Source organism: Pseudomonas sp. LBUM1649 (assembly GCF_059716155.1).
Genome location: NZ_CP166807.1, coordinates 6,356,886 through 6,381,449, shown reverse-complemented (window position 1 = coordinate 6,381,449; position 24,564 = coordinate 6,356,886). Strand labels below are relative to the sequence as shown.

Here is a 24,564-nt window from a genome sequence, read left to right as displayed (position 1 = left end):
TTGCCCGCGATGGCGATCTCGATGGCGCCATCGCGGGCAAGCCTTGCTCCTACAGGGGCCGTGTTGGTCATAAAAAATGCCGCTCATATGAGCGGCATTTTCTGTATGGCAATTGAGCTTATTCCGAAGCAACGGCGTTCTTCGCCAGGATCGCATTCGCCAGTTCCATATCCGTGGCCTGCAGCCCCGGGTTGTCGGCGCGCACTTTCTGCATCGCCGCTTCCAGGTACGGGCCGCGAATGCCGCCGTCACTGGCGACAAAGCTGCCGGCATCGTCCTGGGCAGCGACGATCATCTTTTGATCCTTGAAGGTCAGGTAGGTCGACCCGGTGGTTGCACCGGAGGTAAGGACGTTACGCCAAAAGCTATCAGCCATCGCCGAGCCGACAGGCAGGGACAACAAGGCGATGGTAGCGACAGCAACTTTGAAACGCATGATGGGTGACTCCACTGATTAACTGCGACGTTGGATTGTCGGCCCCCAATCGAGTTCCATAACGGCCCACCTACTTCTGCTCGCTCTGCGGCGTTACCCGCAACACCTCCTCGATCGTCGTCAAACCCGCCGCCACTTTTTGTGCACCCGACAGTCGCAGGCTGCGCATGCCTTCCTTGAACGCCTGACGCCGCACCGCCAGCAAGTCGGTGTCGGGATTGATCAGCGCCTTCAGGCCGTCGGTCAACTGCATAATTTCGTACACCCCGGCACGACCGTGGTAGCCGGTATCGCGGCATTCCAGGCAGCCAATGGCGCGCTGGGCGTTGCCAGGCAGCGGTGCCTGCCAGGGCCGGGTCAGGGTTTGCCAGTCTTCTTCGCTCAGGGTTTGCGGGGCCTTGCAGTGTGGGCACAAGGTACGCACCAGACGTTGGGCCATCACGCCGAGTACGGTGGCCTTGATCAGGTAATGCGGCACGCCGAGCTCCAGCAGGCGACTGATGGCGCTGGGCGCATCGTTGGTGTGCAGCGTCGACAACACCAGGTGCCCGGTGAGGGCAGCCTGGATTGCCATCTCGGCGGTTTCCAGATCGCGGATCTCGCCGATCATGATGATATCCGGATCTTGCCGCATCAGCGCCCGGACACCGGCGGCGAAGGTCAGGTCGATGTTGTGCTGGACCTGCATCTGGTTGAACGCCGGCTCGACCATTTCGATCGGGTCTTCGATGGTGCAGAGGTTGACCTGCGGCGTCGCCAGTTTTTTCAACGTGGTGTAGAGCGTAGTGGTCTTGCCCGACCCGGTGGGTCCGGTGACCAGGATGATGCCATTGGGCTGGCGGGTCATGTCCTGCCAGCGCCGCAGGTCGTCGGCGGAAAAACCCAGCTGATCGAAATCCTTGAGCAGCACCTCCGGGTCAAAGATCCGCATGACCATTTTTTCGCCGAAGGCCGTGGGCAAGGTCGAGAGCCGCAACTCGACTTCGCCGCCCTCCGGGGTCTTGGTTTTCACCCGGCCGTCCTGGGGTTTGCGTTTCTCTGCGACGTTCATTCGCCCGAGGCTTTTCAGGCGACTGACGATGGCCATGGTCACCTGTGGCGGGAATTGGTAGACGTTGTGCAGCACGCCGTCGATGCGAAAGCGCACCGTGCCCTGTTCGCGCCGGGGCTCGATGTGGATATCGCTGGCGCGCTGCTGGAAGGCGTACTGGAACAGCCAGTCGACGATATTGACGATGTGCGCGTCGTTGGCGTCGGGCTCCTGATCGCTGGCGCCGAGGTTGAGCAACTGTTCGAAGTTGCCCTGGGTACTGACCTGCTGATCGGCGTTGTTCGCGCCGGTGACCGATTTGGCCAGGCGAAAGAACTCCACGCTGAAACGCTGGATGTCCACCGGGTTGGCCACCACGCGCTTGATCGGCAGCTTCAGCACGTGGGTCAGGTCTGCTTCCCAGCAGGTGACATAAGGCTGGGCGCTGGCGACTGTCACTGCGTCGCGATCGACCGACACCGCGAGGATCTTGTGGCGCTGGGCGAAGGCGTAGGACATCAGCGGAGTCACGGCCGCGACGTTGATTTTCAGCGGATCGATGCGCAGGTAAGGCTGGCCGGCCTGCTGGGACAGCCACAGGGTCAGGCTTTCAAGGTCGAGGTGCTTGCCGGGACGGCTGAGGTCGTCCAGGTGTTGGCTGGCGATGAACTCCAGCGGGTGCATCTGGCCATTGGCGGCGTGACGGCGTCGGGCGTTGAGCGCCTGTTCGGCCGAGTCCTGGCTGACAAAGCCCTGGGCGACCAGTTCACGCAGCACATCATTGAGATCCAGCCAGCGGTCCTGAAAGGCGATTTGAACGGACATGCGGGCTCCTTTTGAACAACAGTGCGCAAAGGATAGTCGTGACCCTGCAGGCCGTTGGGCCACTACCCGACGAAGCCGTATCGGGGTTTTTCAGCAGGCCGCACCAGTTTGCCGGTCTGAAATTCTGCGGTAATTGTGCGAGCCCCATCGCCAGCAGGCTGGCTCCCACAGGGAATTTGTGGCGTACACAAAACCAATGTGGGAGCCAGCCTGCTGGCGATGGCGGTTTTACAGGCGCAGAAGCATCTTCCAGGCACGATTCTGATAAACCGCGATCGCCTGTTGCTTACGCGCATCCAGGGTTTCGTCGGTGATCGGCTCGTTGGCCAGTTGCGCCAGCTTGTTCAGCTCGCCGTAGAGGCGATCCATTTCCGGGATCTCCAGCACGTTGCGTGCGTGGTGCAGCCAGACCTGGATGCGTTCGATGCGCGGCAGTTGCTCGGCCAGGTCTTCCGGCTGTTGCTGGTAACGCTGCAATTGCAGCGAGGTGGCTTCCTCGCCCAGCAGGCGTGGCAGCCAGCTGCCCAATTGCGCGGCGCCCTGGCGATTGCCGCGGGTGTTGCGCTCGGCGGTCCAGGTGCGGGCCAGCAACCAACGCGAGGTGTTCAGGGAGAACAGGCCCCAACGCGGGTCTTCGAGTTCTTCGAGGAACTGCTCCGGCGCGGCTTTGCGAACGTCTTCATCGTCCAGGCCGGCCTGTACCAGAGGGCGCCAGTCTTCCAGCAAGGCGTCGAGCGCGACACGCAAATCGTGGGTCGACTGACGCGGCGCGGCTTGGCCGAGGCTGCTGATCAGCGCGCGCATTTCAGCCAGGTTCTCGACCCAGTCCTGCAACAGGCGCCAGTGACCATTGAAGCGATACTGTTCGGCCAGGCGCTGGCTGCTGCCCAGCAAGTGCCAGCTAAGCGCGGCGAATGCGTCGTCCAAAGGCGTTTCGGCGCTGATCTGCGGTGCCGGCAGGCTCAACGAGTAACTGTGGGCGTCGTACAGGCGATAGCCACGTTCGGCCTTGCTGATATCGCAGGGCATCAGCGCCAGCTTCTCGGCCAGTTCGGCGGCCAGTTCCAGCAACGCGGCGGGTTCGCCTTCGCGCAATTCCAGTTCCAGTTCGCAGATTTCTTCTTTCTGCTTGCCGACCACCACGTGGCCCAGGTCCAGTGCCGCTTCGATGACCACTTTGGTCTTGCCACGGCCCCAGGCGATTTCCGCGCGCTCGCGGACGAAATCGGTGGTGAAGATGGCTTTCAGGGTTTTTTTGTCCAGTTCAGCCAGTTCTTCGGGCCAGCATTCGCCGTCCAGTTTTTTCAGATCGAGCTTGGCTTTGGGCAGGTTCCAGTCGTACTCATTACGTACAGACAGGCCAGCGACGCTTTGGCCGCGGGTCTTGAGGGTCTGAATAACTTCTTCGCCGTCCTTGCGCAGGCGCAGGGCGACTTTGGCCCGGGCCAGGTCACGCTCCGGGGTGTCGAAGTATTGATTCATCAACTCACGGCGTTCCCAGCCACTTTTGTTGCGTTTTTTCAGTAACGGGTGCTCGCGCAGGGCGGCGAGGGTTTCGCGGCTGACGCGGAGCTTGATTTCGGTTTCTTTCTGCATGGCCGGAAAATCCAGGATCGGGAGCGCAGCCGGGGGAATAGGTGGCTGCCAAGGTCGTGCAGTGTACAGGACTCAACCTGCCTGCGCCGTGCGACGGTTTATTCCTGTCACCGGATAGCTCTATGATGGACTTCAATCCGGGAGTTGGAGTCAGCGATGCCTTTGCCGTCCATGAAAGATCAGTTCGCTGCGCTGATCGCTGCGCCATCCGTCAGTTGCACCCAGCCAAGCCTCGATCAATCCAATCGTCCGGTGATCGACCTGCTGGCCGCCTGGCTCGGTGACCTGGGCTTTGCCTGCGACATCCAGCAGGTCAGCCCCGGCAAATTCAACTTGCTGGCCAGTTTTGGCAGTGGCCCCGGCGGGCTCGTGCTGGCCGGTCACAGTGATACGGTGCCGTTCGATGGAGCGTTGTGGCAGACCGACCCCCTGAAGCTGACTGAGGTCGACGGCCGCTGGATCGGCCTGGGCAGTTGCGACATGAAGGGCTTTTTCGCCCTGGCCATCGAAGCCGTCAGGCCGCTGCTCGACCAACCGTTCAAGCAGCCGCTGCTGATCCTTGCCACCTGCGATGAAGAAAGTTCGATGTCCGGCGCCCGGGCGCTCGCCCAGGCAGGAAGGCCGCTGGGGCGTGCGGCAGTGATCGGCGAGCCGACCGGGCTCAAGCCGATCCGCATGCACAAAGGCATCATGATGGAGCGCATCGATATCCTCGGGCAGAGCGGCCACTCCTCGGACCCGCGCCTGGGTCACAGTGCGCTCGAAGCCATGCACGATGCCATCGGTGAACTGCGCGGCCTGCGCTTGTTGTGGCAGCGCGAATTCCGTAATCCGCAGTTCAGCGTGCCGATGCCGACAATGAACTTCGGCTGCATCCATGGTGGCGACAATCCCAATCGCATCTGCGGCCAGTGTTCGCTGGAATTCGATCTGCGGCCGTTGCCGGGTATGGATCCCAAGATCCTGCGTGCCGAGATTTTGCAGAAGCTCAAGCCGATTGCCGAGCGGCATCAGGTCAAGATCGATTACGCACCCCTGTTCCCCGAAGTGCCACCTTTCGAGCAGGCTGAGGATGCAGAATTGGTGCGCATTGCCGAAAAGCTCACCGGCCATGGCGCCGAAGCAGTGGCATTCGGCACCGAAGCGCCTTATCTTCAGCGACTTGGCTGCGAAACACTGGTGCTCGGCCCAGGCGATATCGCCTGCGCCCACCAACCGGGGGAATTCCTCGAAATGTCACGTTTGCAGCCTACGGTGCATCTATTACGTCAGTTGATTGAACATTACTGCCTGACACCGGCCCAAACATCGGTACCAACCGGTTGAACGCAAAGTTTAAATTGCCAGTGTCCCAACCCGTAATCATGAGGAGAGCGCGCGTGTCGCCAAGCCTGTTCCGACGATAACCATCAGCCCGCTGTGCGTTTTCTGTTCCGCCCTTTTTTCGGCTGCTATTTATTACAGGCCCAGGTTCATGCCCGAATACGTCAATTGGCTTCGTCACGCTTCGCCCTACATCAACGCCCACCGCGATTGCACCTTTGTCGTCATGCTGCCCGGCGATGGCGTTGAACATCCGAACTTCGGCAACATCGTCCACGACCTGGTGTTGTTGCACAGCCTGGGCGTGCGGTTGGTTTTGGTCCATGGTTCCCGCCCGCAAATTGAAGCGCGCCTCGCTGCTCGCGGCCTGACCCCGCACTACCATCACGGGATGCGCATCACCGATGCCGCGACCCTGGAGTGCGTGATCGATGCGGTCGGCCAACTGCGCATCGCCATCGAAGCGCGGCTGTCCATGGACATGGCGTCGTCGCCGATGCAGGGCTCGCGCCTGCGGGTGGCCAGCGGCAACCTGGTGACCGCGCGGCCGATCGGTGTGCTTGAAGGTGTCGACTATCACCACACCGGCGAAGTGCGTCGGGTTGACCGCAAAGGCATCAATCGCTTGCTGGACGAGCGCTCCATCGTGCTCTTGTCGCCACTGGGCTACTCGCCGACCGGTGAAATTTTCAACCTCGCTTGTGAAGATGTCGCCACGCGCGCGGCCATCGACCTGGGCGCAGACAAACTGCTGCTGTTTGGCGCCGACCTTGGCTTGATCGATGAACACGGCCGGTTGGTACGCGAACTGCGTCCGCAACAGGTGCCGGCGCATCTGCAACGACTGGGCAGCAACTACCAGGCCGAGCTGCTGGATGCCGCCGCTGAAGCCTGCCGTGGCGGCGTGGCCCGCAGCCATATCGTCAGCTACGCCGAAGACGGTGCGCTGTTGACCGAGCTCTTCACCCGTGACGGTGGCGGCACGCTGGTGGCCCAGGAACAATTTGAGGTGGTGCGCGAAGCGGCCATCGAAGACGTCGGCGGCTTGCTGGACTTGATCAGCCCGCTGGAAGAGCAGGGGATTCTGGTACGCCGCTCCCGCGAAGTGCTTGAGCGTGAGATCGAGCAGTTCAGCGTGGTTGAGCGTGAGGGCATGATCATCGCCTGTGCGGCGCTGTATCAGATCGCCGATTCCGATGCTGGCGAGCTGGCGTGCCTGGCGGTGAACCCGGAGTACCGCCATGGCGGTCGTGGTGATGAGCTGCTCGAACGCATTGAAACCCGCGCACGGGCCCAGGGGCTGAAAACCTTGTTCGTCCTCACCACGCGCACGGCTCACTGGTTCCGCGAGCGCGGCTTCGTGCCGAGCAGCGTCGATCGCCTGCCATCGGCACGGGCGTCGCTGTACAACTATCAGCGTAATTCGAAAATCTTCGAAAAAGCCCTGTAAAGCGAGGGCTCTTGTGGATCGTTCCCACGCTCCGCGTGGGAATGCCTCAACGGACGCTCCGCGTTCGGCTCTTGATGGGACGCAGAGCGTCCCGGGCTGCATTCCCACGCGGAGCGTGGGAACGATCATCAAGGGCGGGGTGCGTTATTCCTGCACGAACTTCGCGCTGACATACGGCGAATAATCCGGCAGCACCGTTTCAACCTTTCCTTGTTCCTTCAAGAACTTCGCCGTCTCGCCAATCGCCAGCGCCGTACCGCCGGCCAGCAGTGCGCTGGTCTGTTGTGCCTTGGCATCTGGGAACGCGGACCCGGCCAGCAGTTCCGGCACGTCGGCGGCGTTGGCACCGGTCAGTTTGGCGATTTTTTGCACCGGTACCGAGTCTGCGGTCCAGCTGTCCTTATGCGCCGCATAGTCGGCAAATGAGTCGAGGGTGACCTTGGCGAACCGGGCGATGACCTGTGGGTTTTTCTCGGCGTAATCCTTGCGCGCTACCCAGACTTCGAAGGTCGGTGCACCCCATTGGCCGACTTGCGCGGCATCGGTCAAGGTCTTGCCGGTCTTGCGAATTTCCCCCAGGGCTGGTGACCAGACGAACGCGCCGTCGATGTCTCCACGCTTCCATGCGGCGGCAATTTCCGGCGGTTGCAGGTTCACCACTTTGACTTTCGACGGGTCCAGGCCCCAGTGCTTCAGCGCGCCCAACAGGCTGTAGTGGGATGTGGAAACGAACGGCGTGGCGATGGTCTTGCCGATCAGATCTTGCGGTTTATCGATACCACTGCCGTTGCGCACCACCAAGGCTTCGGCGGCATTGATCTGCGCGGAAACGAGGAACGCGACAATCGGCAGATTGCGCGAGGCCGCGGCGGCCAGTGGGCTGGAACCGAGGTTACCGATCTGCACATCACCGGAGGCGATTGCGGTGACCACTTCCGGGCCACTGTTGAAGCGCCGCCAGTCGATTTTCTCGCCAATGGTTTTTTCGTAAAGGCCGTCGGCCTGGGGGACTTTGCTCGGATCGATACCGGTCTGGTAGCCAACCGTGAGGTTCGCTGCATGGGCGGAAAAAGAAACCATCAACGATACACAAACTGTAACAAATGGTCGGGATAGTGCGCGCTTGGTCGTCATGGCATCGGCCTTTTCGATAGGTTTTGTGTCGGAATTGCTACCAAACCTAATCGATCTAAAAACAGCCTAATAAATACCATTTAGGAATTAGCTTATTAGTCGGCCGCTCTATCCCGAGGGAGGTGAGGCGGTGAGCTAAATTCCTAAACGGTATGAGAAAAGAATCCACTCATTCTTTTCAGGTTTATGACGAACTCATGACCCTGCATGGACCAAAAAAATCGGGGATTAGACTATGGTCGTAGACACACAAAGTTACGATTGACTTGTGGGTCACGCTCTGGCGCTAATCGCGCATCTTAGGATCCGGGGCATCGATTCCGGGCCAGGAATACAAGAATTAGAGACGAGAGGAGTTTAACAATGAACAAGTCCACCTTGGCCCTGGCCGTGGCCGTAGGGGTTTTGGCGCAGCAGGCAGGCGCCGCGGGTTTCATCGAAGACAGCAAGGCTTCCGTAAGTTCGCGCACCTATTATTTCGACTCGGATAAGCGTGAAGGCGCCGCAACGCCTGCCAACAGGCAGCGCGAAGCTGCTGAGGGTCTGAAGTTCGATTACCAGTCGGGCTTCACCCAAGGCGTTGTCGGCTTCGGTATCGACGCCCAGGCGCTGGTCGGGATCCATCTGGACGGTGGCAAGGGCCATCACCCGGACAACAACTCCTTCTCCCCTAGCGATTCCGATGGTTCTGCAGAGAGTTCATGGAGCCGTGTGGCGGGCAACGTCAAGGCACGCTTCTCGAAGACAGAGGCTCACTACGGTGGTGCTTTGCAGCCCAACATGCCGATCCTGATCGCGAACGACAGTCGCGTACTGCCACAAACCTTTGAAGGTGGCACTATCACCTCGAAGGAAATCGCCAACGTGACCTTCAACGTAGGTCAGCTGGAGCACGCGACGGGTCGCGCGTCCAGCAACAGCACTGGCCTGTCTGTGGCTGGCGCTACTCAGGACAGCAATCAGTTCCGTTATGCCGGTGCTGACTGGAAAGTCACCAAGGACCTGTTGCTGCAGTACTACTACGCGAACCTGGAAGACTTCTACAAGCAGAACTTCCTCGGCCTGGTGCACGTTTACCCGATCGCTCCCAACCAGTCGTTCAAGACCGACATTCGCTATTTCGACAGCAGCTCTGACGGCAAGAACGGACAGGCCGGCTACCGGTTCAACAACAACAACGGCTTCGCCAAGACCCCGGGCGAGGTCGATAACAAGACCTGGAGCGCCACATTCACCTATACCCTGGGTGGCAGTGCATTCCTGCTCGGGCATCAGCGTGTCAACGATGACGGCGGCTTCGTCTTCCTGAACCAGGGCAACGTTGTCGATGGCAACGGTCGCAACGAAGGTGCTGGCGGCGCCAGCTTCTACTCGTTCACCGATGCCACTGTGGGCAGCTTCATCCGTGCCGGTGAAAACACCACGTACGGTCAGTACTCTTATGACTTCGCTTCGCTGGGCGTGCCAGGTTTGAAAGCTTCGGCTGCTTACCTGTATGGCCGGGACATCAAGGCCACCAATGGCGTGGGTGATGACCTGAACGAGCGCGAGACCGACCTGCGTGTGGATTACGTGATTCAAACCGGTCCGCTCAAAGGGTTCGGTACGACGGTGCGTCACGGTATGTATCGTGGTAATACCAGTACGCTTGATGAAGACCAGACCCGTCTGATCTTCAACTACACCTACGCCTTCAAGTAAGCCGTAGCAAAAAGCCTCGTCAACGGACGAGGCTTTTTTTCGTGTCCATTTTTATATTCCATAAACAATGTTTGTGATGATTTTTTATTCTTTTTAGCTTTTTTCTTAAGCGCTTAAAGTAAGGCCATCCGACACGCACCGTAAGCCTCGGATAGAGCTTTAAATCCCTCGAACACCCAAAAATTCCAGGAATCGGTTTGTCGCCGATACCTCGGGTCTGCGCTGTCGGGGCATATTCCTAAATGCGATTAAAATGGATTTTGCAATTCTTTTTAGGATTATGAAGGAGTATTCTGCGCGACCCAAAAAAACGACCGGTCCAGACGGTCTGGCGCGAATGGCGCTTGCGGATCCAGGGCATTCGACCCAGGACCAGGAATTAGAAAACGATAGGAGCGAAACAATGAACAAGTCCACCTTGGCCCTGGCTGTGGCCGTAGGGGTTTTGGCGCAGCAGGCAAGCGCCGCCGGTTTCATCGAAGACAGCAAGGCAACGTTGGGGCTGCGCAACTTCTACATCAACACCGACTACCGTGACGGTACCGGTCCGAACAAAAACGAAGAATGGGGCCAGGGTTTCGATCTGCGCTTCACCTCCGGTTATACCCAAGGCACTGTTGGCTTCGGTGTAGATGCGATCGGCCTGTTGGGCGTTAAGCTGGATTCGGGCGGCGGCACCAACGGTGCTACCAATAACTCTTATGGCGGTACGGTTTTCCCAAGCAAGTCCAACGGCGAAGCGGTTGATAACTTCTCTAGCCTGGGTGTGACTGCCAAAGCCAAGATCTCTCAGACCGAGCTGAAATTGGGCACCCTGCAGCCAAAACTGCCAGTGATCGTGACCAACGATGGGCGTCTGCTTCCACAAACCTGGCAGGGTGGTCAACTCAGCTCGGGCGACATCAAGGACCTGACCCTGATCGGTGGCCAGATCGAGCAGGTAAAAGGTCGTAACTCGAGCAACAACGAACAGTTGTCGATCGCGGGCGCCAACAGCCGTGCCGCAACAGGTCGAGACAGCAACAAGTTCATCTACGCCGGTGGTGACTACAAACTCTCCAAGGACCTGACTGCCCAGTACTACTACGGCAACCTCGAAGAGTTCTACAAGCAACATTTTCTGGGCCTGGTGCACAACTGGGCAATCGGTCCGGGTGTGTTGAAGTCGGACTTGCGCTACTTCAACAGCTCCGATGACGGTGCCAACGGTCACGACCCACTGTACTACTCCACTGGCAACTACAACGCTCCGAGCGGTAAAGGCAAGGTCGACAACAACCTGTACAGCGGCCTGTTCCTCTATACCGTTGCCGGTCACACCTTCGGTGGCGGTTACCAGGTCAGCAACGGCAGCAGCGATTTCCCGTGGCTGAACCAGGGCGACGGTTCGTCGGCCTACATCATCACCGACTCGCAAATCCAGAAGTTCGCCCGCGCTGGCGAACGCACCTGGCAGGCACGCTACTCGTATGACTTCGCCAAGGTCGGCGTGCCTGGCCTGACGGCGGGTGTGGTGTACCTGCATGGCGACGACATCGATACCGTCAACGCTGCCGGTCGTGAAGCGGCTAACGGCGCTTCCGAGTGGGAACGCGACCTGACCGTGGGTTACGTTGTTCAGTCCGGTGCGTTGAAAAACCTCGGGGTGATGTGGAAAAACGCCACCTGGCGCACCGATCTGCCGAACACTCGCTCCCAGGACGAGAACCGCCTGATCGTCAGCTACTCGATCCCGCTGTTGTAATAGCGTGTGGGAGCGAGCCTGCTCGCGAAAGCGGTGTGTCATTCAGCAGGTTTGCGGCTGACACGACGCCTTCGCGAGCAGGCTCGCTCCCACAGGGTAACCGAGGCAAAAAAAGCCCCGCCCGGCATCACGCCGGGCGGGGCTTTTGTGTTTTCAAGGCGGGCTCACCCCCGTAAACCCGCCTTGAAAGTCCCCTCTTTTGCAGCAACTCAAGGCCTTCTCGAACCTTGCCGCCGATGTTCGGCGCGATGGGTTCGCGCGTCCAGTGAAGAGATGTTTAATATTTCTTTTTGATCTAAATAAATCGATATTTATTCTTTTTAATGAATAAGAAATACAGGCACAGTTGATCTCAACCAGCACTCATCAGGAGCAGCACCATGAGCATCAGACTGGGCGATATCGCCCCGGATTTCGAACAGGATTCCAGCGCCGGTACCATCCGGTTCCACCAGTGGCTGGGCGATAGCTGGGGTGTGCTGTTTTCCCACCCGGCCGACTTCACGCCGGTGTGCACCACCGAGCTCGGCTTCACGGCCCGGTTGAAAGATGAATTCGCCAAGCGTGGGGTCAAGGCCATCGCGCTGTCCGTCGACCCGGTGGATTCGCACCATAAGTGGATTGAAGACATCAACGAAACCCAGAACACTGTGGTCAATTTCCCGATTCTCGACGACGCCGACCGCAAGGTCTCGGACCTGTACGACCTGATCCATCCCAACGCCAACGACACCCTGACGGTGCGCTCGCTGTTCGTGATCGACCCGAACAAAAAGGTACGGTTGACCATCACCTACCCGGCGAGCACCGGCCGCAATTTCCATGAAATCCTGCGGGTGATCGACTCGTTGCAACTCACCGACAACTACAAGGTAGCCACCCCGGCCAACTGGCAGGACGGTGATGAGGTGGTGATTGTGCCGTCGCTCAAGGATGAAGATGAAATCAAACAGCGCTTTCCCAAGGGCTATCGCGCCGTTAAGCCTTACTTGCGCCTGACGCCGCAACCGAACCGGTAATCTCTACATTTGTGGTGTGGCGGACGCCGCCTTCGCGAGCAGGCTCGCTCCCACAGTGGTACGCAGCTACCTGTGGGAGCGAGCCTGCTCGCGAAAGCGGTGGATCGGGCACCGCAGAATCCAGATTGAACGAATCCATAAAGCAGGGGATTTCAGGCCGTTTCGACGGCCTTTTTTTCGCTTGGGAGAAATTGAATTGTATATCTCCAAAACGAATAACCAAATGAGTAAATATGATTTATGGATATATAAATCACCTGTTAAGGTCACTCCATCAAAGCGAGATCGCAAGCCGCGAATCGCCAATACCGTTCAAGGAATCGTCTGAATGCTGGTCGTCTCACTCGGTGGCAGTCCCAGCCAGCGCTCCCGGTCCGGGGTTTTGCTGGAGCGCTCCCAGCGTTGGTTGCAAGGGCAGGGCGTGGAGGTTGTGAGTTATCAGGTACGGGACTTCCCGGCCGAAGACTTGCTGCACGCCCGCTTCGACAGCCCGAGGGTCGTCGATCTGCTGCAACAGATTGAAAACGCCGATGGCCTGCTGATCGCCACGCCGGTCTACAAGGCTTCTTTCTCCGGTGCGTTGAAAACCGTGCTGGATCTGCTGCCCGAGCGTGCTCTGGCGCACAAAGTGGTTTTGCCAATGGCAACCGGGGGCAGCATCGCTCACATGCTGGCGGTGGACTACGCGCTCAAGCCGGTGTTGTCGGCGTTGAAAGCCCAGGAAATGCTTCACGGGATTTTCGCCGTGGACAGTCAGATCGCTTACGGCGAAGGCACTGCGCAGGCGCAGTTGGCGCCGGAGCTGGAGCAAAGATTGAACGAGTCGCTGGAGTTGTTTTTCAGCGCCATGGCACGACGGCCCAAGCCGCTCGATCCGCAGCTGTTGAATGATCGTTTGTTGAGTGCTCGCTGGAGCATTTAAGCCCTACCTCAAAATTGAAGTACTGGCCTTACTCGCCCGCCAACGGGCAAGCAGGTGCAGCCAAAAACCCTACTGCAAAAAGGAGAGCGCCATGCGCCCTGTCATTTTGCGTCGTGGTCTGGTCGCTCTGTTTGCTGCGGCTGTCACCTTCGGCGCCATTACTCAAGCTCAGGCCGAGACACTTCGAATCGGCTATCAGAAATACGGCACCCTGGTGCTGCTCAAAGCCAAAGGCACCCTGGAAAAACGCCTCGCCGCCCAAGGTGTGGACGTGCAATGGACTGAATTCCCCGGTGGCCCGCAACTGCTTGAAGGCCTGAACGTCGGCTCCATCGACTTCGGCGTCACCGGCGAAACCCCGCCAGTGTTCGCCCAGGCAGCCGGCGCTGATCTGCTCTACGTCGCCTACGAACCGCCAGCGCCGCACAGCGAGGCGATCCTGGTACCGAAGGACTCGCCGATCAAATCGGTGAAGGACCTCAAGGGCAAGAAAGTCGTCCTGAACAAAGGCTCCAACGTGCATTACCTGCTGGTCCGTGCCCTGGAAGACGCCGGCCTCAAGTACACCGATATCCAGACCGTATTCCTGCCGCCGGCCGATGCCCGCGCCGCGTTCGAGCGTGGCAGCGTCGATGCCTGGGTCATTTGGGACCCGTACCAGGCCGCCGCCGAACAGCAGCTGCAAGCGCACACCCTGCGCGATGGCCAGGGCATCGTCGATAACCACCAGTTCTACCTCGCTACCAAGCCCTATGCGCAGAAAAATCCTGAGGTGATCAAGACCTTAGTGGAAGAAGTGCGTGCGGTCGGTGAATGGTCCAAAGCCAATCCGGAAGACGTAACCAAACAGGTTTCGCCACTGCTTGGTCTGCCAGCGGAAATCACCCTGACGTCGGTGAAACGCCAGGGCTACGGCGCGCTGTTCCTGACCCCGGAAGTGGTCGCGGCCCAGCAGAAAATCGCCGACAGCTTCTACCAGCTCAAGCTGATTCCCAAGCCGCTCCGCATCAAGGACGTGATCTGGACGCCACCGGCGGCCGTTGCCAAAGCACCGTAATTCGATCCCATAAGGAGACCACTCCATGAGCCTCAATATCTTCTGGTTCCTGCCTACCCACGGCGACGGCCATTACCTTGGCACCGCCGAAGGCGCTCGCGCCGTCGACCACGGTTACCTGCAACAAGTCGCGCAAGCGGCGGATCGACTGGGCTTCGGCGGGGTGCTGATCCCTACCGGTCGTTCCTGCGAAGATTCCTGGCTGGTAGCCGCGTCGCTGATTCCAGTGACCCAGCGTTTGAAATTCCTTGTCGCTCTGCGCCCCGGGATCATTTCCCCGACGGTGGCGGCGCGTCAGGCGGCCACTCTGGATCGCTTGTCCGGCGGGCGTGCGCTGTTCAATCTGGTAACAGGCGGTGATCCGGAAGAATTGGCCGGCGATGGACTGTTCCTGACCCACGAAGAGCGCTATCAGGCCTCGGTGGAATTCACCCGCATCTGGCGTCGGGTGCTGGAAGGCGAAACTGTCGATTACGACGGTCAGCACATCAGTGTGAAAGGCGCCAAGCTGCTTTATCCACCGATCCAGCAACCACGTCCGCCGCTGTACTTCGGCGGTTCGTCGGAAGCGGCGCAGGACCTGGCGGCAGAACAGGTGGAAATGGTCCTGACCTGGGGCGAGCCACCAGCCGCCGTGGCGGAAAAAATCGAGCAGGTTCGGGCCAAAGCCGCGAAGCTCGGTCGCACCGTGCGCTTCGGTATTCGTCTGCATGTGATCGTTCGTGAAACCAACGACGAAGCCTGGCAAGCGGCGGATCGGCTGATCTCGCATCTGGACGACGAAACTATCGCTCGCGCCCAGGCATCTTTGGCGCGCTTCGACTCGGTTGGCCAGCAACGCATGGCAGCGCTACACGGCGGCAATCGCGACAATCTGGAAGTCAGCCCTAACCTGTGGGCCGGTGTCGGTCTGGTGCGTGGAGGTGCCGGTACGGCGCTGGTGGGTGACGGTCCAACAGTGGCTGCCCGCGTGAAGGAATACGCGGACCTGGGCATCGACACCTTCATCTTCTCCGGTTATCCACACCTGGAAGAGTCGTACCGCGTCGCTGAACTGTTGTTCCCGCACCTTGATATCGAACGTCCCGAGTTGCCGAAAGGCGCCGGTTACGTCAGTCCGTTTGGCGAGATGGTGGCCAACGATATTCTTCCCAAAGCCGCGTCCCAGAGCTGAGGCGCGCCATGAAGAAAATCATCCACAGCCTCGCGCCATGGGCGTTGCCGCTTTTGCTGCTGGCGGTGTGGCAGGTGTCGGTGTCGGCGGGCTGGTTGTCGACACGGATTCTGCCGGCGCCAATCGCCGTGATCGAAGCCGGTGTCAGCCTGGTGCGCAGCGGCGAGATCTGGACTCACCTGGCAATCAGCGGCTGGCGTGCCGCGCTGGGCTTCGCCATCGGCGGCAGCATCGGCCTGACCCTGGGCTTTATCACCGGCCTGTCGAAATGGGGCGAGCGCCTGCTCGACAGCTCGGTGCAGATGATCCGCAACGTGCCGCACCTGGCGCTGATTCCACTGGTGATCCTGTGGTTCGGCATCGACGAGTCGGCGAAGATTTTCCTGGTGGCGCTGGGCACCTTGTTCCCGATCTACCTCAACACTTATCACGGTATCCGCAACGTCGATCCGGCGTTGGTGGAGATGTCGCGCAGTTACGGTCTGTCCGGTTTCAGCCTGTTCCGCCAAGTGATCCTGCCGGGGGCATTGCCTTCGATTCTGGTCGGTGTGCGGTTCGCATTGGGCTTCATGTGGCTGACGCTGATTGTCGCCGAAACCATTTCCGCCAGCTCTGGCATTGGCTATCTGGCGATGAATGCCCGGGAGTTTTTGCAGACTGACGTCGTGGTGTTGGCGATTCTGCTGTACGCGGTGCTCGGCAAACTGGCCGACCTCGCGGCCCGTGGACTTGAACGCGTTTGGCTGCGCTGGCATCCGGCCTATCAGGTCGTCAAGGGAGGTGCCGCATGACTGCTCAACAACCTCCACGCCTGTTGCGCGGGATTCCGCTGGCGGTGCGCAAGTTGCAAAAAACCTTTGGTTCGCGGCAAGTGCTGCGTGAGATCGACCTGCACATTCCGGCGGGCCAGTTCGTTGCGGTCGTCGGTCGTAGCGGCTGCGGCAAAAGCACCTTGCTGCGTTTGCTCGCTGGCCTCGACCAGCCCACCGGCGGTGAACTGCTGGCGGGTTCCGCACCGCTGAGCGAGGCGCGGGAAGACACTCGCCTGATGTTCCAGGAAGCGCGTTTGCTGCCGTGGAAAAAGATCATCGACAACGTTGGCCTCGGCCTCAAGGGCAACTGGCGTCCACAGGCGCTGGAAGCTTTGGAAGCGGTCGGTCTGGCGGATCGCGCCAACGAATGGCCGGCGGCACTGTCCGGTGGGCAGAAGCAACGCGTAGCGCTGGCCCGGGCGCTGATCCATCAGCCGCGCTTGCTTTTGCTCGACGAACCGCTTGGCGCGTTGGATGCCCTGACCCGAATTGAAATGCAGCAACTGATCGAACGGCTCTGGCAACAGCACGGCTTCACCGTGTTGCTGGTGACCCACGACGTCAGTGAAGCGGTGGCGATCGCCGATCGGGTGATCCTGATCGAAGACGGCGAAGTCGGCCTCGACCTGCACGTGGAGCTGCCGCGCCCTCGGGTCCGTGGTTCCCATCGGCTGGCGGCGCTGGAAACCGAAGTCCTCAACCGTGTGCTGTCACTGCCCGGCCAGCCGCCGGAGCCGGAACCTGTTTCACCATTGCCTACGCAGTTGCGTTGGGCTCAATAACTCAAGCCTCAATCAACGACAGGAATCAACATCATGACTATCAAGGCCATCAACGTACGCAACCAGTTCAAAGGCTCCATCAAGGAAATCGTCCTCGGTGACGTGCTGTCGGAAATCGATGTGCAGACGGCTTCCGGGATCGTCACGTCGGTGATCACCACGCGTTCGGTAAAGGAGCTGGAACTGGCCGTGGGCAGTGAAGTGATCGCGTTTGTGAAATCGACCGAGGTGTCGATCGCCAAGTTGTGAGTCGTACGCGTGATCGTTCCCACGCGCAGCAAAGGAATGCCTCAACGGACGCTCCGCGTTCGGCCTTTGGGGACGCAGAGCGTCCCGGGCTGCATTCCCACGCAGAGCGTGGGAACGATCAGAGTGCGGAGCGCTTCGGGAGGTACGGCGGTAAATACAGCCCCAGATAAGCATCAAACACCCGCATCCCTTCCTCAGCCATGCGTGGCGTGATCTGCCCGTGCTGCTGCACCGAGCGCGCATAAACCCGGTCACCTAGTTCCATGGCCAGCGCAAACACATCGACATCGTTCGGCAGCTTCGGCAGCTCGAAGTGATGGTCGAACAGTTTGTGCATCAGATCGCCCAGTTCGATGTCGTGCTGGCGGTCGGCCTGGGTGACTTCGGTCAGACCGTGCTGGGCCAGGATGAGTTGGCGGGCTGCGGCGTCTTCGCTGTAGATCTCAAGCATGCGTTGCTCGACCAGCCGCGACAGGTCACGCCAGCCACTCAATGCGTCATGGTCGATGGGCGCCTGCAGGCAGGCGCGGAAGGCCGCGTGGACGTCGGCCGTCAGCGCTTCGAGCAGGGACGGGACGCTGGCGAAGAAATGGTAGACGGAGGAGGGCGGGATCTGCGCGCGTTCGGCGACGCTGTAGATCGACAGACTGGCCACGCCCTCGGCGGCCAGCAGCGTACGGGCGGCATCGAGTATCGAATCGATCCGGGCCTGGCTGCGTGCACGGGGTTTGCGGGGGGTGGCGGTGCGCGTCATTGGAGTCTCCTGCGGGGCAGGGGGCATTGTACGCAAATCCATGTAGCGACGATTACCCCTGTGGCGAGGGGATTTAGCGAAACGTCGCACCGCCCCGTTCGGCTGCGAAGCCGTCGCAAAACCGCTGTGCTCGATATTCCTGACGCACCGCGGTTGCACATTTTGGGGCCGCTTCGCGACCCAGCGGGGATAAATCCCCTCGCCACAACGTCAGTGTTCGGCCATAAAAAAACGCCGTCGGCCTTATCAGCCGACGGCGTTTTTTTTACTGCAACCACTTACACGGTATGCAGGTACCAGTTGTACTCAAGGTCGGAGATGGAGTGTTCGAACTCTTCCAGCTCACTCTCTTTACAGGCCACGAAGATATCGATGTATTTCGGATCGATGTACTTGGCCATGACTTCGCTGTCGTCCAGCTCGCGCAACGCATCGCGCAGGTTGTTCGGCAGGCTTTGCTCGTTCTGCTCGTAGCTGTTGCCTTCAACCGGAGCATTCGGTTCGATCTTGTTGACCAGGCCGTGGTGCACACCTGCCAGGACCGAAGCCATCAGCAGGTACGGGTTGGCATCGGCGCCGGCCACGCGGTGTTCGATACGCACGGCATCGGCGGCGCCGGTCGGTACGCGAATCGCTACGGTGCGGTTGTCCAGGCCCCAGCACGGAGAGTTCGGCACATAGAACTGCGCGCCGAAACGACGGTAGGAGTTGACGTTCGGGCAGAGGAAAGCCATCTGCGCCGGTAGGGTCTCGAGCACACCGCCGATCGCGTGACGCAGTGCGGCGTTCTGCTCGGGATCCTCGCTGGCAAAAATATTTTTGCCGTCTTTGTCGAGAATCGAAATGTGCACGTGCAGACCGTTGCCCGCCTGGCCTGGGTAAGGCTTGGCCATGAAGGTGGTGTCCATTTCATGGTCGTAGGCGATGTTCTTGATCAGGCGCTTGAGCAGGACTGCATAGTCGCAGGCCTTGATCGGGTCGGCCACGTGGTGCAGGTTCACTTCGAACTGCGCCGGGGCACTTTCCTTGACGATGGCGTCGGCCGGGATGCCTTGCTCTTTCGCACCTTCCAGAATGTCCTGGAGGCAGTCGACGTATTCGTCGAGGTCGTCGATCAGGTAGACCTGTGTCGAGTGTGGGCGTTTGCCGGACACCGGTGAGCGTGGCGGTTGCGGTCGACCGTTCACGTTTTCCTGGTCGATCAGGTAGAACTCCAGTTCGAACGCGGCGCAGATGGTCAGGCCCATTTCGTCGAACTTGCGCACTACATTGGCTAGCACTTCTCGCGGGTCGGCAAAGAACGGCTGGCCTTCCAGTTCGTGCATGGTCATCAACAGTTGCGCGGTCGGGCGCTTCTGCCATGGCTCGTTGCACAGGGTATCGGGGATTGGATAGCAGATTCGGTCAGCATCACCGATGTCCAGGCCCAGGCCGGTGCTTTCCACCGTAGAGCCATTGATATCCAGAGCAAATAGGGAGGCCGGCAGATTGATGCCTTTCTCGTAAACCTTGTGGAGACTGGTGCGTTCGATGCGCTTGCCGCGCACCACACCATTCATATCCGCAATCAGAAGGTCAACGTACAGAACCTCAGGATGTTCCTTAAGGAACGCGTTCGCTTCGTTAAGCTGAACGGCACGCGGGGGTACCGACATGATGCAACACCTTTGTTGTTAAAAATATCAATCATTGATCTTTTCGGATTCCAGTCAACCCGAACGGCATGCCGAAGTCAAGTGAGGCCTTTTTTGCCCTAAAAAAGCGCTCGTGTGGCTTTTTTGAGGCTCTTTGGGGCGTTTTTATACCCCTTGGCCGTTTGACCCCCGCAGGCTTGAGCCGGCCGTGTTGTATTTTTTACGGGGGTGTTGTGTAAAAAAATGAACAAGGCTAAGCTCGAATCAAACCCATAACAGCAATAATACCGGGGTGTTTCATGTCTCGCCTGCCGATAATCGGCGTCACCGCCTGCTCTTCGCAGATCGGTCTGAATGCTCATCACATCAGTGGCGACATCTGCGTCAGCGCCGTGGCCGCAGCGGCTCCGGGCCTGTCGGTGATCTTTCCGTCCCTGGCGGATCAACCGTTCCTGTCCGATATTCTGGACGGCCTCGACGGCACACCCATTACGGTTACTCCATTCAATATAGAACCGATTCACAATAGCGGCTCGGCCATCGTGCAGGGCACCGCTCGCGATTCTGCACGCCTGGTAACTGCAGAAGTACACACAAGCACGATAGCCTGGCGCAAACTTGCATTTCAACGCGACGCCGATGCGTCAACTATCGCCTGACTCCCGAGAGTCAGGAAACTCAAAGCCTAGAGGCATTTATGAGTAACAACCTCGACCAGCTCACCGATTGGTTGAAAGACCACAAGATCACAGAAGTCGAATGCATGATCGCAGACTTGACCGGGATCACCCGGGGCAAGATCTCGCCGACCAACAAATTCATCGCCGAAAAGGGCATGCGCCTGCCCGAGAGCGTTCTGCTGCAAACCGTGACCGGCGACTATGTTGAAGACGGCATCTATTACGAACTGCTCGACCCGGCCGACATCGACATGATCTGCCGCCCCGACCAGAACGCGGTGTTCCTGGTGCCATGGGCCGTCGAGCCGACCGCCCAGGTGATCCACGACACCTACGACAAGAAGGGCAATCCGATTGAGCTGTCACCGCGCAACGTGCTCAAGAAGGTCTTGAAACTCTATTCCGACAGGGGCTGGCAGCCAATCGTGGCGCCGGAAATGGAGTTCTACCTGACCAAGCGCAGTGACGACCCGGATTATCCGTTGCAGCCGCCGATCGGCCGTTCCGGACGCCCGGAAATCGGTCGCCAGTCGTTCTCCATCGAGGCGGCGAACGAGTTCGATCCGTTGTTCGAGGACGTTTATGACTGGTGCGAATTGCAGGAACTGGACCTCGACACGCTGATCCACGAGGACGGCACGGCGCAGATGGAGATCAACTTCCGCCACGGCGACGCCCTGTCCCTGGCCGACCAGATCCTGGTGTTCAAACGCACCATGCGCGAAGCCGCCCTCAAACACAACGTGGCCGCGACCTTCATGGCCAAGCCGATGACCGGTGAGCCTGGCAGCGCCATGCACCTGCACCAGAGCATCATCGACATCGAGACCGGCAAGAACATCTTCTCCAATGAAGACGGGACCATGAGCCAGCTGTTCCTCAACCACATCGGTGGGCTGCAGAAACTCATCCCGGAATTGCTGCCGCTGTTCGCCCCCAACGTCAACTCGTTCCGCCGCTTCCTGCCGGACACCTCGGCACCGGTGAACGTGGAATGGGGCGAAGAGAACCGCACCGTGGGCCTGCGGGTGCCGGATGCCGGGCCACAGAACCGGCGCGTGGAAAACCGCCTGCCGGGTGCCGATGCCAACCCGTACCTGGCCATTGCCGCGAGCCTGCTGTGCGGCTACATCGGCATGGTCGAAGGCCTGAACCCGAGCGCACCGGTGGTGGGCCGTGGTTATGAGCGCCGCAACCTGCGCCTGCCACTGACCATCGAAGACGCACTCGAGCGCATGGAACACAGCGCGACCATCGAGCGCTACCTGGGCAAGACTTTCATCACTGGCTACGTCGCGGTCAAGCGGGCCGAGCATGAAAACTTCAAGCGCGTGATCAGTTCGTGGGAACGGGAATTCCTGCTTTTTGCCGTCTGATGCGCCGGGCGCCGCCGTTGTCGGGTGGCGCTCTCACCTGGATTTTTTAGGAGATTCGTATGACCAGCAACAACCCGCAAACCCGTGAATGGCAAACCCTGAGCAACGATCATCACCTGGCCCCGTTCAGCGACTTCAAGCAGCTGAAAGAGAAAGGCCCGCGGATCATCACCAACGCCAAGGGCGTTTACCTGTGGGACAGCGAAGGCAACAAGATCCTCGACGGCATGGCCGGTCTGTGGTGCGTAGCCATCGGCTACGGTCGCGATGAACTGGCCGATGCCGCCAGCAAGCAAATGCGCGAGCTGCCGTACTACAACCTGTTCTTCCAGACCGCCCACCCGCCGGTGCTGGAGCTGGCCAAGGCCATCGCCGATGTCGCGCCAGAAGGCATGAACCACGTGTTCTTCACCGGTTCCGGCTCTGAAGGCAACGACACCATGCTGCGAATGGTTCGTCACTATTGGGCGATCAAGGGCCAGCCGAAGAAAAAAGTCATCATCAGCCGCAAGAACGGTTATCACGGTTCCACCGTAGCAGGCGCGAGCCTGGGCGGCATGACCTACATGCACGAACAAGGCGACTTGCCGATTCCGGGCATCGTCCACATCGCCCAGCCGTACTGGTTCGCCGAAGGTGGCGACATGACCCCGGAAGAGTTCGGGATCTGGGCCGCCAATCAGCTGGAAGAGAAAATCCTGGAAGTGGGCGTCGACAACGTCGGTGCGTTTATTGCCGAGCCGATCCAGGGTGCCGGTGGCGTGATCATTCCGCCAGACACCTACTGGCCGCGCATCAAGGAAATCCTCGCCAAGTACGACATCCTGTTCGTGGCTGATGAAGTGATCTGTGGTTTCGGCCGTACCGGAGAATGGTTCGGCAGCGATTTCTACGACCTCAAGCCGGACATGATGACCATCGCCAAAGGCCTGACCTCCGGCTACATCCCCATGGGTGGCCTGATCGTGCGCGATGAAGTGGTCGAAGTACTCAACGAAGGCGGCGATTTCAACCACGGCTTTACCTACTCCGGGCACCCGGTGGCGGCGGCTGTAGGCCTGGAAAACATCCGTATCCTGCGCGACGAAAAAATTGTCGAGCGCGTGAACACAGAAACGGCACCATATTTGCAAAAACGTCTGCGGGAACTGAACGATCACCCATTGGTGGGCGAAGTTCGTGGGGTCGGTCTGCTGGGGGCGATCGAACTGGTTCAGGACAAAGCCACTCGCAAGCGCTACGAAGGCAAGGGCGTCGGCATGATCTGTCGGCAGTTCTGCTTCGATAACGGGCTGATCATGCGTGCCGTGGGGGACACCATGATCATCGCGCCACCGCTGGTGATTACGCCTGCGGAAATCGATGAGTTGGTGACCAAGGCACGCAAGTGCCTGGACCTGACCCTGAGTACGTTGCAGGCCTAAGTGCTAGGCTCTGAGCGGGAGTCATGAAACTTTCGCTCAGAGCCGTCAGAAAGGTTGGCCTTTTCTTGAAAGACCGCCTCGGATCTTGCCAGACTAGCCGCGGTTCCAGTTGTCCGGGTTCGGCCGCTGAACAAAGTGGTTCAAAAAAGAAAAATTTGGAGCATTACGCATGAAGGCATTAGGAAAAAAGCTTGCTGGCAAGACACTCCTCGCCATGTCCCTGATGGGCATTATGGCGGGTGCGGTTCAGGCGGACGACAAGGTGTTGCACGTCTATAACTGGTCCGATTACATCGCTCCGGACACCATCAAAAAATTCGAAACCGAGTCGGGCATCAAAGTCGTTTACGACGTCTTCGACAGTAACGAAACCCTGGAAGCCAAGTTGCTGGCAGGCAAGTCCGGTTACGACATCGTCGTACCGTCGAACAACTTCCTGGCCAAGCAGATCAAGGCCGGCGTTTACCAGAAGCTGGACAAATCCAAGCTGCCTAACTGGAAAAACCTCAACACTGACTTGCTCAAGGCAGTGTCGGTCAGCGACCCGGGCAACGAACACGCCTTTCCGTACATGTGGGGTTCGATCGGTATCGGCTTCAACGCCGAGAAGGTCAAGGCAGCACTGGGTGCCGACGCACCGACCAATTCCTGGGACCTGCTGTTCAAACCTGAAAACGCCGCCAAGTTGAAGTCGTGCGGTATCAGTTTCCTCGATTCGCCTACCGAGATGATTCCGGTGGCGTTGCACTACCTGGGCTATCCAACCGACAGCCAGGACAAGAAACAACTGGCCGAAGCCGAAGCGCTGTTCCTGAAAATCCGTCCTTCGGTAGGCTACTTCCACTCGTCCAAGTACATCTCCGACCTGGCCAACGGCAACATCTGCGTGGCCGTGGGTTACTCGGGCGACATCTACCAGGCCAAGTCCCGCGCGGCTGAAGCCGGTGACAAAGTGAAGGTCAGCTACAACATTCCCAAAGAAGGTGCCGGCAGCTTCTATGACATGGTCGCCATCCCTAAAGATGCCGAAAACGTCGAGGGCGCCTACAAGTTCATGACCTTCCTGCAGAAGCCGGAAATCATGGCTGAAATCACCAACGCCGTACGCTTCCCGAACGGTAACGCGGCCGCCACGCCATTGGTGGAAAAAGAAATCACTGCCGACCCAGGCATTTACCCGCCAGCGGACGTGCTGGCCAAGCTGTACGCGATTGCCGATTTGCCGGCCGCGACCCAGCGGATCATGACTCGCAGCTGGACCAAGATCAAATCCGGTAAATAAGCCGGTTTGATGCAACAACCTGTTGTTGCCACCTGCGCGGTGGCGACAACAGGATTAATTAAATGACAGAAAGTTTTGCTGGAACGGTTTTTCGAGGGTAAGTTGCGCGCCGGTTTGTTGCCAGGCAGCCATGGCTGTCATGTAACGCGGGGCAACTTGA

The 24,564-nt window shown here is 59.3% G+C and carries 20 protein-coding genes and 1 pseudogene; 15 read left to right on the top strand and 6 right to left on the bottom strand.

Annotation, left to right across the window (positions count from 1 at the left end):
• Nucleotides 1–118 precede the first annotated feature (118 nt).
• The 3 genes from ACA058_RS29645 to ACA058_RS29635 form a co-directional block, all read right to left on the bottom strand.
• Nucleotides 119–436, bottom strand: coding sequence for a DUF2388 domain-containing protein (locus tag ACA058_RS29645; protein ID WP_497637073.1), 318 nt, complete (start codon nucleotides 434–436; stop codon nucleotides 119–121).
• 70 nt (nucleotides 437–506) lie between these two features.
• On the bottom strand, nucleotides 507–2,291 hold the full coding sequence (gene tfpB / locus ACA058_RS29640) for a type IV pilus assembly ATPase TfpB (protein ID WP_497637072.1): 1,785 nt from the start codon (nucleotides 2,289–2,291) through the stop codon (nucleotides 507–509).
• Nucleotides 2,292–2,519: 228 nt separating this feature from the next.
• The gene (locus tag ACA058_RS29635; RefSeq protein WP_020797285.1) at nucleotides 2,520–3,887 is read right to left on the bottom strand and encodes a CYTH domain-containing protein; all 1,368 of its coding nucleotides are present in this window, start codon (nucleotides 3,885–3,887) and stop codon (nucleotides 2,520–2,522) included.
• Between the two features lie 156 nt (nucleotides 3,888–4,043).
• On the opposite strand from ACA058_RS29635, the gene argE reads away from it, so the two are divergent.
• Both argE and argA read left to right on the top strand, forming a co-directional pair.
• A complete protein-coding gene (argE, locus tag ACA058_RS29630; protein ID WP_497637071.1) occupies nucleotides 4,044–5,213 on the top strand; it encodes an acetylornithine deacetylase in 1,170 nt (389 codons plus the stop codon).
• 148 nt (nucleotides 5,214–5,361) lie between these two features.
• Entirely contained in the window at nucleotides 5,362–6,660 is a 1,299-nt protein-coding gene (argA, locus tag ACA058_RS29625) for an amino-acid N-acetyltransferase (RefSeq protein WP_057712838.1), read from the top strand.
• Nucleotides 6,661–6,804: 144 nt separating this feature from the next.
• On the opposite strand, the gene tauA is transcribed toward argA, so the two are convergent.
• Nucleotides 6,805–7,794: a taurine ABC transporter substrate-binding protein gene (gene tauA / locus ACA058_RS29620; protein ID WP_497637070.1), complete on the bottom strand. Its 990-nt coding sequence runs from the start codon at nucleotides 7,792–7,794 to the stop codon at nucleotides 6,805–6,807.
• A gap of 363 nt (nucleotides 7,795–8,157) precedes the next feature.
• Between tauA and ACA058_RS29615 the strand changes: the two genes are divergently transcribed.
• The 9 genes from ACA058_RS29615 (at nucleotide 8,158) to ACA058_RS29575 (ending at nucleotide 17,254) form a co-directional block, all read left to right on the top strand.
• Nucleotides 8,158–9,495 (top strand): OprD family outer membrane porin, encoded by a 1,338-nt coding sequence (locus tag ACA058_RS29615; protein ID WP_497637069.1) that lies wholly within the window; start codon nucleotides 8,158–8,160, stop codon nucleotides 9,493–9,495.
• Between the two features lie 403 nt (nucleotides 9,496–9,898).
• On the top strand, nucleotides 9,899–11,239 hold the full coding sequence (locus ACA058_RS29610; protein WP_497637068.1) for an OprD family porin: 1,341 nt from the start codon (nucleotides 9,899–9,901) through the stop codon (nucleotides 11,237–11,239).
• Between the two features lie 380 nt (nucleotides 11,240–11,619).
• Nucleotides 11,620–12,258 (top strand): peroxiredoxin, encoded by a 639-nt coding sequence (locus ACA058_RS29605; RefSeq protein ID WP_272603957.1) that lies wholly within the window; start codon nucleotides 11,620–11,622, stop codon nucleotides 12,256–12,258.
• Nucleotides 12,259–12,586: 328 nt separating this feature from the next.
• Nucleotides 12,587–13,180: an NADPH-dependent FMN reductase gene (gene ssuE / locus ACA058_RS29600; RefSeq protein ID WP_497637067.1), complete on the top strand. Its 594-nt coding sequence runs from the start codon at nucleotides 12,587–12,589 to the stop codon at nucleotides 13,178–13,180.
• 91 nt (nucleotides 13,181–13,271) lie between these two features.
• Nucleotides 13,272–14,237: a sulfonate ABC transporter substrate-binding protein gene (locus tag ACA058_RS29595; RefSeq protein WP_497637066.1), complete on the top strand. Its 966-nt coding sequence runs from the start codon at nucleotides 13,272–13,274 to the stop codon at nucleotides 14,235–14,237.
• A gap of 25 nt (nucleotides 14,238–14,262) precedes the next feature.
• Entirely contained in the window at nucleotides 14,263–15,411 is a 1,149-nt protein-coding gene (gene ssuD, locus ACA058_RS29590; RefSeq protein ID WP_497637065.1) for an FMNH2-dependent alkanesulfonate monooxygenase, read from the top strand.
• Between the two features lie 8 nt (nucleotides 15,412–15,419).
• Entirely contained in the window at nucleotides 15,420–16,202 is a 783-nt protein-coding gene (gene ssuC / locus ACA058_RS29585) for an aliphatic sulfonate ABC transporter permease SsuC (RefSeq protein WP_497637064.1), read from the top strand.
• Entirely contained in the window at nucleotides 16,199–17,005 is an 807-nt protein-coding gene (ssuB, locus tag ACA058_RS29580) for an aliphatic sulfonates ABC transporter ATP-binding protein (protein WP_096514328.1), read from the top strand. The genes ssuC and ssuB overlap by 4 nt, the downstream gene beginning before the upstream one ends.
• A 33-nt stretch (nucleotides 17,006–17,038) precedes the next feature.
• Nucleotides 17,039–17,254, top strand: a complete 216-nt coding sequence (locus ACA058_RS29575) for a TOBE domain-containing protein (protein WP_007967989.1) — start codon at nucleotides 17,039–17,041, stop codon at nucleotides 17,252–17,254.
• Between the two features lie 118 nt (nucleotides 17,255–17,372).
• On the opposite strand, the gene ACA058_RS29570 is transcribed toward ACA058_RS29575, so the two are convergent.
• Both ACA058_RS29570 and ACA058_RS29565 read right to left on the bottom strand, forming a co-directional pair.
• The gene (locus tag ACA058_RS29570) at nucleotides 17,373–18,008 is read right to left on the bottom strand and encodes a TetR/AcrR family transcriptional regulator (RefSeq protein WP_497637063.1); all 636 of its coding nucleotides are present in this window, start codon (nucleotides 18,006–18,008) and stop codon (nucleotides 17,373–17,375) included.
• 278 nt (nucleotides 18,009–18,286) lie between these two features.
• On the bottom strand, nucleotides 18,287–19,663 hold the full coding sequence (locus tag ACA058_RS29565) for a glutamine synthetase family protein (protein WP_497637062.1): 1,377 nt from the start codon (nucleotides 19,661–19,663) through the stop codon (nucleotides 18,287–18,289).
• Between the two features lie 278 nt (nucleotides 19,664–19,941).
• On the opposite strand from ACA058_RS29565, the pseudogene ACA058_RS29560 reads away from it, so the two are divergent.
• From ACA058_RS29560 to ACA058_RS29545, 4 genes and pseudogenes are all read left to right on the top strand, one after another.
• Nucleotides 19,942–20,214 (top strand): annotated as a pseudogene (locus ACA058_RS29560) (gamma-glutamyl-gamma-aminobutyrate hydrolase family protein); the annotation flags it as partial.
• A 125-nt stretch (nucleotides 20,215–20,339) separates the two neighbouring features.
• Complete coding sequence (locus tag ACA058_RS29555) at nucleotides 20,340–21,698, top strand: glutamine synthetase family protein (RefSeq protein ID WP_497637061.1); 1,359 nt, start codon at nucleotides 20,340–20,342, stop codon at nucleotides 21,696–21,698.
• 59 nt (nucleotides 21,699–21,757) lie between these two features.
• Nucleotides 21,758–23,122, top strand: coding sequence for an aspartate aminotransferase family protein (locus ACA058_RS29550; protein ID WP_497637060.1), 1,365 nt, complete (start codon nucleotides 21,758–21,760; stop codon nucleotides 23,120–23,122).
• A 169-nt stretch (nucleotides 23,123–23,291) separates the two neighbouring features.
• The gene (locus ACA058_RS29545) at nucleotides 23,292–24,404 is read left to right on the top strand and encodes a polyamine ABC transporter substrate-binding protein (RefSeq protein ID WP_497637059.1); all 1,113 of its coding nucleotides are present in this window, start codon (nucleotides 23,292–23,294) and stop codon (nucleotides 24,402–24,404) included.
• The last annotated feature ends 160 nt before the right edge of the window (nucleotides 24,405–24,564 follow it).